General features: G+C 74.6%; 9 protein-coding genes. 4 read left to right on the forward strand and 5 right to left on the reverse strand.

The features are described 5' to 3' along the window. Positions 1-194 precede the first annotated feature (194 nt). The 3 genes from AXW62_RS25950 to AXW62_RS25960 are packed head-to-tail and all read right to left on the reverse strand — an operon-like array spanning position 195 to position 3,273. Positions 195-1,085: an ABC transporter ATP-binding protein gene (locus AXW62_RS25950; RefSeq protein WP_252368731.1), complete on the reverse strand. Its 891-nt coding sequence runs from the start codon at positions 1,083-1,085 to the stop codon at positions 195-197. Continuing rightward, positions 1,082-2,173, reverse strand: a complete 1,092-nt coding sequence (locus AXW62_RS25955; RefSeq protein WP_252368732.1) for a FecCD family ABC transporter permease — start codon at positions 2,171-2,173, stop codon at positions 1,082-1,084. Before AXW62_RS25955 ends, AXW62_RS25950 begins: the two co-directional genes overlap by 4 nt. An 11-nt stretch (positions 2,174-2,184) precedes the next feature. Beyond that, the gene (locus AXW62_RS25960; protein WP_174556430.1) at positions 2,185-3,273 is read right to left on the reverse strand and encodes an ABC transporter substrate-binding protein; all 1,089 of its coding nucleotides are present in this window, start codon (positions 3,271-3,273) and stop codon (positions 2,185-2,187) included. Positions 3,274-3,789: 516 nt separating this feature from the next. Between AXW62_RS25960 and AXW62_RS25965 the strand changes: the two genes are divergently transcribed. After that, a complete protein-coding gene (locus tag AXW62_RS25965; protein ID WP_063817659.1) occupies positions 3,790-4,554 on the forward strand; it encodes a hypothetical protein in 765 nt (254 codons plus the stop codon). Positions 4,555-4,862: 308 nt separating this feature from the next. Here the strand turns inward: AXW62_RS25965 and AXW62_RS25970 are convergent, their stop codons facing one another. Next, the gene (locus AXW62_RS25970; protein WP_037647376.1) at positions 4,863-5,087 is read right to left on the reverse strand and encodes a zf-HC2 domain-containing protein; all 225 of its coding nucleotides are present in this window, start codon (positions 5,085-5,087) and stop codon (positions 4,863-4,865) included. A gap of 49 nt (positions 5,088-5,136) precedes the next feature. On the opposite strand from AXW62_RS25970, the gene AXW62_RS25975 reads away from it, so the two are divergent. Beyond that, positions 5,137-5,850, forward strand: a complete 714-nt coding sequence (locus AXW62_RS25975) for a sigma-70 family RNA polymerase sigma factor (RefSeq protein ID WP_079115794.1) — start codon at positions 5,137-5,139, stop codon at positions 5,848-5,850. Between the two features lie 405 nt (positions 5,851-6,255). After that, positions 6,256-7,197, forward strand: coding sequence for a hypothetical protein (locus AXW62_RS25980; RefSeq protein WP_060946638.1), 942 nt, complete (start codon positions 6,256-6,258; stop codon positions 7,195-7,197). 575 nt (positions 7,198-7,772) lie between these two features. On the opposite strand, the gene AXW62_RS25985 is transcribed toward AXW62_RS25980, so the two are convergent. Further along, positions 7,773-8,423, reverse strand: coding sequence for an SAM-dependent methyltransferase (locus tag AXW62_RS25985; protein WP_060946639.1), 651 nt, complete (start codon positions 8,421-8,423; stop codon positions 7,773-7,775). A 419-nt stretch (positions 8,424-8,842) separates the two neighbouring features. Between AXW62_RS25985 and AXW62_RS25990 the strand changes: the two genes are divergently transcribed. Then, positions 8,843-9,493 carry a helix-turn-helix domain-containing protein gene (locus AXW62_RS25990; RefSeq protein WP_060946640.1) on the forward strand — a complete coding sequence of 217 codons (651 nt, stop codon included), beginning with the start codon at positions 8,843-8,845 and terminating at the stop codon, positions 9,491-9,493. The last annotated feature ends 249 nt before the right edge of the window (positions 9,494-9,742 follow it).

Raw genomic sequence — 9,742 nt, forward strand, 5'->3', positions numbered from 1 at the left:
TCGCTGACCGGCCGCCGGTTGGCGGCCTCGTCCTAGGAGTCGGAAGGAGCCGGGGGTGAGTTCCCGCACCGGTGGTGAAAACATGATCGGCGGCAGCGCGGGGACGGCCGCGGCGTTCGCGGTCAGTGCGAGCGACGCGATCAGCCGGTGCGCGGCTCAGCCGCCGTCCGGCCGGCCCTTCGCCATCCGCTGCGTCATCCGCTTCGGCGTCCCCTTCGCCATTCCTTTCGCCATCCCTTTCGTGGTCCGAGGGGTCCGGTCCCCGAGGCCACGGCCGCCTCGGTGCCGTCCGGACCGCGGTCCGCCTCGGGGGCGGCCGGGTCCCGGTGGTCGAAGGCGATCAGCGGGTCCCCGGTCAGCGGGTGGTCGACCACGGCCGCCCGCACCCCGAACACCTCGGCCATCAGCTCCGGCGTGAGGACCTCACGTGGCCTGCCGGAGGCCACCACGGCCCCGGCGTGCAGCACGTGCAGCCGGTCACAGACGGACGCCGCCGCGTTCAGGTCGTGCAGCGACACCAGTGTCGTCCGGCGCTGGGCGCGCAGCAGGGCGAGCAGCTCGACCTGGTGGCGGACGTCGAGGTGGTTGGTCGGCTCGTCCAGCACCAGGACGTCCGGGTCCTGGGCGAACGCCCGTGCCAGCAGCACCCGTTGCCGCTCGCCCCCGGACAGGGCGGTGAACCGGCGGCCGGCGTGCCCGGCCATGCCGACGTCGGACAGCGCCGTGGCGACGATGTCCCGGTCGGTGGCGTCCTCCCCGGCGAACGCCCGTTTGTAGGGCGTGCGCCCCATGGCGACGACCTCGCGCACCGTCAGTTCGAAGTCGGTTTCCCGTTCCTGGGGCAGGGCCGCCACGTGTCTGGCCGACCGGGCCGGGGGCACCTCGCGCAGATCGGTACCGTCCAGCAGCACCCGTCCGGCGCTGGGCCGCAGATGCCGGTAGACGGTGCGCAGCAGGGTGGACTTGCCGCTGCCGTTGGGGCCGACCAGGCCCGTGATCTCGCCTTCGGCCGCCACCAGGCGGGCCCCGGCCACGACCGTGCGGCCGGCGTAGGCGACGCGCAGGTCTTCGATGTCGATCCTCACCTGCCGCTCCCCAGGCGCCGGTCCAGCAGGTACAGCAGGGCCGGTGCCCCGATGAGCGAGGTGACCACACCGACCGGCAGCTCCTGGGTGTCCATGGCGGTACGGCAGACGATGTCGACCACGACCAGCAGCAGGGCGCCGAACAGGGCGGAGACCGGCAGCAGCCGCCGGTGGTCGCCGCCGATGACCAGGCGGCAGACGTGCGGCACCATCAGGGCGACGAAGGCGATCGCGCCGGAGACCGCGACCAGGACGCCGGTCAGCACGCTGGTCAGCGTGAACAGCTCCCGGCGCAGGCGGGCGACGTCGATGCCGAGCCCGGCCGCCGTCTCATCGCCCATCAGCAGCGCGTTCAGCCCCCGCGCCCGCGCCAGCAGCCACAGCAGGGCCACCGGAACCGCCACCGCGGGCGCCACCAGCAGTTCCCAGGTGGCCCCGCCGAGGCTGCCCATGAGCCAGAACAGCACGCTGTGGGTCTGCTGCTCGTCCCCGGCCCGCAACACGAGATAGCTGGTGAAGCCGGACAGGAACTGGCCGATCGCGACCCCGGCCAGCACCAGCCGGAGCGGGGCGAAGCCCCCGCCGCGCCGGGCCACCGCCCACACCAGCGCGAAGGTGGCCAGGGCTCCGGCGAAGGCCGCCCCGGACAGGCCGAGGCCCAGCGCTCCCCCCGCGCCGAGGCCGAGCACGATCGCGGCCACCGCGCCGAGGGACGCGCCGCCTGAGATGCCCAGCAGATAGGGGTCGGCCAGCGGGTTGCGCACCAGCGCCTGCACCGCCGTGCCGACGAGGCCGAGCCCGGCCCCGACGAGCAGGGCCAACAGGGCTCGGGGCACGCGCAGTTGCCACACGATCAGATCGTTCGTACCCGGTCGCGGCGCCTCTCCGGACAGCCGCCGCCACACCACGCCCCACACCTCCGCGGCCGGGATGGACGTCGATCCCCAGGCCACGGCCGCCGTCAGCGCGGCCAGCAGCGTCCCGCCGAGGACGAGCGCCACCGGTACGGCGGGCAGGGCGCGCGCCCGCTCAGCGGTGTCCGCGGTCCGCCCGTGCCCGGCGTCCGTCGGCTCGCGGCGCGACAGCATCGCGGGCACCGCTAGCCGACCTTGCCGGGGTAGAGGGTCCTGGCGATCTGCTGGACCGTGTCGGCGTTCCCGACTCCGGCGATGGTGGTCCGCTCGGAGCCGACCCGCACGAAGTGGTTGTCCCGGACGGCCTTCAGGCCCTTGGTGGCCGCATTGGACTTAAGCCACCTCTCGGCCTCGTCGAACGCCTTGTCGTTCGCCGCCTCGCTGCCCCGGTCGCGGACGCCGAGCTGGATCCAGTCCGGATTCCTCGCGATCACGTCCTCCCAGCCGACCTGCCGGTAGTCGCCGTCGCAGTCGGCGAAGACGTTGCGGGCCCCGGCCAGGGTGATCACGGCATGGGCGACCTGACGGTTGCAGACGACGGTGGGTTGCTTGGTGCCGGCGTCGTAGTCGAAGAAGAAGTACGTCGGCCGCTCGCTCGGCGCCGTACCGCCGACCGCCTTCCGGACGGCGTCCACCTTCGCCTCCATCCCGGCCACGAGTCGCTTGGCCTTCGCGCTCGTACCGGTGACCGCCCCGAGGGTGGTGATGTCGGCCTCGACGGCGGACAGGTCGGTGACCGGCTTCTTGGCCGAGGCGGCGCAGGCGGTGGACTTCAGGTAGATGTGTTTGATCCCGGCCGCCGTGAACTCCGCCTCGGTCGGCGCGTCGCCCATGCCTCCGCCGCCCATGCCCCCCATGGCCGCGAAGGTGTCGATGTACAGGTCGGCACCGGAGCCGAGCAGCTTCTCCTTGGGGATGACGGTCCGGCTCAGCACCGTGACCTGCTGTGCCTCGGTGCCGAGCGCGCCGGGCAGCGTGCCCTTGCCGGGCGGGAAGCCGGTGCCGATCACCTTGTCCCCCGCGCCGAGGCGGAGCAGCAGTTCCAGGCCGGCGGCGTTGCTGGTGACGATCTTCTCCGGGGCGGCGGAGAACGTGGTCCTGGCGCCCGCGCAGTCGGTGACGGTCACCGGGTGGTCACCGGAGACGGGGTTCCCGGCCTTCCCGCCGCCGTCGTCCGCCGTGTCCGTCCTTCCGCGGTCCCCGCCGCCGCACCCCACCGCCAGCAGGCCGCCCAGCACGACGGCCGCCGTACCGCCCCACACACGAGAACGCATCGCACAACTCCTGGATCCACTCGGTACCCGGGTGAGGTTCCGTCACCCGTTCCAGTAGTCGCGGCGAACCCATGGGGAGTTCCCGGCCGGTGGCCATCGGTCACCGGACCCGCGGCACAGCCCCGCCCAGGGCGAAGGCGAGGGCGGCCAGGGCGATCTGGTTGGGCAGCCCGAACAGGGTTCCCATAACTGCCCCTCTCCCAGCAGATCGCCGCCGCCCGCAAGGCCCACCCCGAAGGCCGCATCAGCGCGGTCCGCCCCTCACCGGAGGCGGGCGCCACGACGCGGTTGCCGCGAGCCGTCCTCTGAGTCGGCGGCGACGGGTTCGGCGGACATGGGCGCTCCTGGGTCGTGGGCCGGTACCGGTCGGCCGGAGCCGCACCGGTCCAGTAGTCGGCGCCGCGCGGGAGAAAGTTCCGGGGAATTGTTGTGACGTGCGCCATACGGGCGTCGCATGTCCTCGTTCCGTACCCGGCTGTCCGGCGCCCCCGCCCCGCTGAGACGATGAGCGGCGTCATGGATGCGGGGCAGATGCTCAGAACGGTGCGGGCCGCGGTGTTCGCGGTGGTCTGCGTGCTGCTCGCCGCCCTGGGACACGTCATGACATCGGGTGTCCTGGTGCCCTTGCCGGCACTGCTGGGCGCCTTGGCGGCGACGGGCGCCGTGGTGTGGTGTTTCACCGGCCGTGAGCGCGGCCCGGTGGCGGTGGGACTGCTCACCGTGGGCACCCAGGCGGCGCTGCACACCGCGTTCTCGTTCGGCCAGGCCCTGGACGGCGGCGGCCTCCGGCCGTCACTGTCCCGGCGGTTGGCCGACACACTGCTGTGCGGACCGGCCCGCGCGTCGCTCTCCGAGGGCGAGGCCGCGCGGGTGGTCCGGAACGCCGGGCTGGGCGGGCCGGTGGGGGACGCGGGCTCCGCCATGGCCGAACACGCCCACCACGGCGGATGGATGTCGGCCAGTCAGCTGACCGCCGTGCCCGGCCTCATGGCGCACGACGGCATGCACGGAACCATGACCGGCATGGTCGCCGCCCACCTCGCGGTCGCCCTCTTGAGCGCGTGGTGGCTGTGGGGCGGCGAGCGCGCGGCCTTCCGGCTGGCACGCGCGGCGGCCGTCCGGCTGTTCGCCCCGCTGATCGTCGTCTTCGGCGTCGTCGTTCCCGACGCCCCGCCGTCCGCCGGTGCGGCCCGCGAGGAGCCGCGCCGCGCCGTGCGGGACCTGCTGCTCGCCCACGCCATATCGCTGCGGGGTCCTCCGCCGGGGCCCGCTGTCCGCTGACAGCCGGTCCGTTCCACGCCAGGACGCACCCGGTACGACGTCTCGTCGGCCGGTCGCCGCGCCCTGGCCACTCACTGTGCCGGTGCCGTGGCAACACGGCCACCGGATCATGCGAAGGACTTCCGATGATGATCCCTGCCCGGATGCCGAGGCCATCTGCGCCCTCCGTGCCCTCCGTGCCCTCCATGTCCGATTCCGCTCTCCGCGCCACGAGGCGTTCACGGCGACGCCCCGTGCCGAGCGACCGCCGCCGCGCCCTCGCCGTCCGGTTCGTCCGCCGGACCGCCGGGGACGCGCCCGGCGCACCGTCAGGACGGCTGGGCCGGCCGTCCCCCCGCGTCGGTGCCGAGCGCGGTGTCCGACTCCCCCAGCCGCTCGATGTACTCGGTGAGCTGCCGGGCCCGCACCTCCCACAGCCGACAGGCCGCACACCCCTTCAGATGGGCGGCCAACTGCCCCGCCGTCACCCCAGGGGGCAGTCGCTCACCGTCGAGGCGGGCGGAGACGGCCGTTCGGATCCGCGAGCACACCATGCCGCCATCCTCCCCGACACGACCGGCGGCCGGCGCGGGGAGGGACGGGATGCGTGACGACGACGCCGTGACGTCCTGGGCGCTCGCGGCCCGCGACGGCGACCCGGACGCCGTGGAAGCGTTCGTCCGCGCCACCCGCACGGACGTCCGCCGCTACGTGGCACACCTCAGCGGCGACCCACAAGCGGTGGACGACCTGGTCCAGGACACCTATCTGCGCGCTCTGCGCAGCCTCCGCACCTTCCAGGGGAGGGCGTCCGCGCGTACCTGGCTGCTCGTGATCGCGCGCAGAGTGGTGGCCGACCGGATCCGGCAGCTGTCGGCCCGGCCCCGGCTCGCCACCACCCACGACTGGCAGGCGGCCGCCGAACGCAACCAGCCGCGCGATGTACCCGGCTTCGAAGAGAGCGTCGTGCTCGGCGACCTCCTCGCGGCGCTGCCCGGAGCCCGGCGGGAGGCGTTCGTGCTCACCCAGCTGCTGGGGCTGACCTATCCGGAAGCCGCCACCGTGGCACGATGCCCCGTCGGCACGATCCGCTCCCGCGTGGCCAGGGCCCGGGAAACCCTGATCGCGCAACTCACCTCCGAGGAGGAAGAACCAGCGGGCCCGGAACGGGCGGTGGGAAGCCGGGCCGGCGGTCCCCGGCCGCCGGACACGCCGTCGGCCACGTCAGCCGCCGGTGCACCGGCCGGTGAACTGGCCGGTGCACCGGCGGCCTCTTCACCGGCCTCTTCACCGGCCACCGCCGGAGCCGTGGTCTGACGCCGTCCGGCGGACCTCCCCTCTCCGCCCGGCCGGGGGCAGCAGCCTCTCGTGGCCCGTCCGTCGGCCGACGGGCCCGGACGGCCCCCGGCCGGGACGGTTTCCTCCTGGTGTGACGGCGCCTTCGCGCGGGCGGTGTCGGCGCCTCCCGCGCCGTGAGGCGGATCGCCGGTCCGGTGGCGCCCTGCATCCACCGGAGCGCACCGCAGGACGGCGGGGCCGGGGGAGCGTGGGGCCGCCGGGACCGTGAGCGGCACCGCGTGCGGAGGGTGGCCGGAAGCGATGTGCTCCCGTCGGCCGACCCTCCCTCCCCCTGAGTGATGAAGGGGATGCGCCTCGCGGTCGACGCCGCGGAGGGCGGTGCGGGGCGAGACTCGGACTCTGCTGGCGGAGGAGGGAGTTCGGGTGGACCGATGGGATCGGGTCGGGCGGGTAGGGGCCTACGGGGCGGCGCTGGCGCTGACGCCGTACCTGCTGATCAAGGTGTCATGGGTGGTCGGCTCGCTCCTGGGGCTGCTGCCGGTCGGGGCCGGGTTCGACGAGGCGGAGTGGGTGGTGCTCAACAGCGCCACCATCGGCATGGCGGGGACCGGGATCGCGGTGGCGCTCGCGCTGACGCGGCCGTGGGGGATGCGCCTGCCGGGGACGCCGTTGGTCTTCTGCGCCTGGGTGGGGACGGGGTTCCTCGTCCCGGTGTTGCCGTACGCCGTGCTCGATGCGCTGCTGGGCCCGGCCGACGACACGCCGAAGGGCGGGAGCGACGCGGATCCGTCGATGCCCGCGTGGGAGGCCGCGCTGGTTCAGATCGGGTTCGTGGGGATGGCGCTGGGTCTGGCCGTCGCGCTGCCCGTGTACTTGCGGCGGCGCTGGCCGGACGCGTTCGCCGGCCGGCTCGGGGACGGCGGGGGGACCTCGCCCAGGGTGCCGCCGTGGACGGCCGTGGTCGGCGCGGCGGTCGGTCTCGTCTGGCTGTACTGGGCGATCGGCGGCACCGTGGGCGTCGCCCACCGCGGCGAGCGGAACCCCGACTGGCGTGTGCTGTCCGGTGTCTTCGGGTTCTGGGCCCTCGTGGCTGCGGCCGCCGTCTGGGCCGCCGTCCGGGGGCGGCCCGCGCGGGTCCCCCGCTGGGGTCCGCTGGTGCTCGGCTGGCTCGGCTCGGGCTCGCTGTTCGCCTGGAGCGGCTGGAAGTTGCCGCTCACCCTGTATCTGGCGGTCGCGCGACCGGCCGATGCGGCCCTGCCGGAGAACCTCGCACTCGCGGCCGTGCTGCACCTGGCGGCGGTGGCCGCGGGCGCCGCGACGCTGCGGGCGCTCCTCCGCACCCGGTGGGAGGCGTCGCACGCGTAGCCGCCGCTTCGCCGCCTGGTCCCCGGCGCCGGAGGGACCTGGAGCCGGTGGTCCCGGGCGACCGCACACGCCTGCCACGTCTCCGCTCCGTCGAAGACGTCCCCGCCGATCCGGGACCGTCCGCCGCGAACGGCGGTGGCAGTGGCGCCGAGTTCACTCCCCTCGGCCCCTCGCCACCCGGCCCCCGGCCGGAACCCGTCACCCGCGAACCGCGGAAACACCTGAAGGCGTGCGGGGACACACAGACCCCGGGGCCCGCCACCACCGGCTCCCCTTCCGGCACGACTGCCGCGAAGAGCACGTGGCCGGAGCGGCGGCGGGACAGGTACGTACCCGGGGACCGGCCCTGACCCCGGCGTTGTCGGCCACCGTGCCCTGAGCAGGCCGTCTCAGTCGGTGAGGGCCGGGGGGTCGGTGTACCCCCGGTGGCCGCCGCCGGCCCGGGAGGTCTCTCCTCAGAGGTCTCTCCTCAAGGGAGGTGAACGGGTCCGGGCCGGCTGTCCGGACGGAGTGCTGCCCGGACAACCGACCGCGATGAGGCCGGTACGGGTGACCCGGTGGGGGGTGCCGCGGAGTCAGGAGGTGCGGCGCACGGCGATGACGGTGTCGGTCACGGTGGCCGTCTGCCCGTCAGGGCCGGTGGCCTCGCGCTGGGGCCGGTCGAGGCGCTCGGGTGTCCACCCCGCGGGGTCGAGGGCGAGGCCGTGGTAAATCTCCTCCGGGCCGGGGAAACGGGTCTCGGGGTCGCGGTCCCAGCTCCAGGGGAGCACCGAGCCGTGATCGACGATGAGCAGGAGCCCGCCCTCGGTGAGAGCATGGGCGGCCCGGCGCAGGACGTCGGCGCGGGGAAGCGCGAACGGGGTGTGGAAGTACTGGGCGGAGACCAGGTCGAAGGTGCCCTCGGGGAACGTGGCGGCGAGGTCGTGCCGCTCGGTGGTGACGCGGTCGGCGACACCGGCCTCGGCGGCGTGGTGCGCGGTGCGCGCCAGGGCACCGGCCGCGATGTCGACGGCGGTGACCTGCCAGCCCTGGGCGGCCAGCCAGACGGCGTCGCCTCCCTCGCCGCAGCCGAGGTCCAGGGCCCTGCCGGGGGTCAGCCGGCCCGCGGTCTCGGCGAGCAGCGGGTTGGGCGTGCCCTTCCCCCTCGGGCCGCGGCCGCTGTAGTGGTCTTCCCAGAACCGTGCGGCTTCGCCGCCGGTGGGGTGGTCACGGGTGGTGTCGCTCATGGAGTGGGTTTCCGTTCGGATCGTCGGGTGTACCGGATGGGTGTCCGACCCGGAGGGGCCGTCAGCGGTCTTCGCCCCGCTGACCAGCTCTGTGCCCGAGGCAGCGCGATGTGCACGACGGCCACGTCCAGCACGGCCATCAAGGTCGCGCCCGACGCCACGTCGGCCACCGGACCGGACCCGGACTGCCGGGTCCGGTCCGGGTCCGGGGTCCGGGTCCGGGGTCCGGGTCCGGGGTCCGGGTCCGGTGGTGCGTGCGGGGACAGTCATCGTGGTCTCTCCTCGGAGGCGAAGAACACAGTCACCCGTGCGGGGCGTGCGCCGGGCCGGGTCTGTCGCACCGCAGTGCGGGACGCCAGGAGAATGCGGTCCCGGCGCTTCGATTGCAAAGAGTCATGCCGCTTCAGCAAGATGGGGCGATGGACGAGCTCGGCGATGTGCTGGCGGCCGTGGGCCCGCGCCTGCGGGAACTGCGCCGCAGGCGCGGCATCACCCTGGCCCACCTGTCGGAGACCACGGGTATCTCGGAGAGCACGCTCTCCCGCCTGGAGGGAGGCGGACGCAAACCCAATCTGGAGCTGCTGCTCCCGCTCGCCCATGCCTACGGTGTCCCCCTGGACGAGCTCGTCGGCGCCCCGCAGACCGGCGACCCCCGGGTGAACCTGCGCCCGGTCGTGCGTGGCGGCATGACGTTCGTACCGCTCACTCGCCGCGCCGGGGGCCTGCATGCCCACAAACTCGTCATCGCTCCCAGCGCCGGTGAACCCGAGCCGAGGACCCACGAGGGCTATGAGTGGCTCTACGTCCTCAACGGCCGTCTGCGCCTGATACTCGGCGACCGGGACCTGCTGCTGACCCCTGGTGAGGTGGCGGAGTTCGACACCCACCTCCCGCACTGGCTCGGCCCCGCCGACGACCACCCGGTCGAGCTGCTGGTGATTTTCGGGCCGCAGGGCGAGCGCGCCCATCTGCGTGCCCGCCCCGCCGGTTCCCCCTCCTCCGCGGCGCCGGGCGCAACCGGCCGCCCGCCGTCGGGCCGGGGCGGGAAGGGCGTCACCGGCCCCGCCTGAAGGGCCACCGCGCCGGGGCGGAACGAGACGGCGGCCGGTCCGGCCGCCTCCGCCCACCTCCGCCCGCCACCGACCCCGGCGTGCCCCGGCGTGCCCCGGCGTGGGGGCCGGACTCCGGCCGTGCCGTCGGGTAGGGCGGTAGCGGCGGGCGACGCCCGCCCCTCACGGAGGACCTCGCGGCGGGTTCCGTACCCGACCGCCCGCCGGCCGGCGCCCGCCGCCGTACCTACCGAAGAACGCGGGTCCTCG

The organism is Streptomyces hygroscopicus subsp. hygroscopicus (genome assembly GCF_001553455.1).
Taxonomy (GTDB): domain Bacteria; phylum Actinomycetota; class Actinomycetes; order Streptomycetales; family Streptomycetaceae; genus Streptomyces; species Streptomyces hygroscopicus.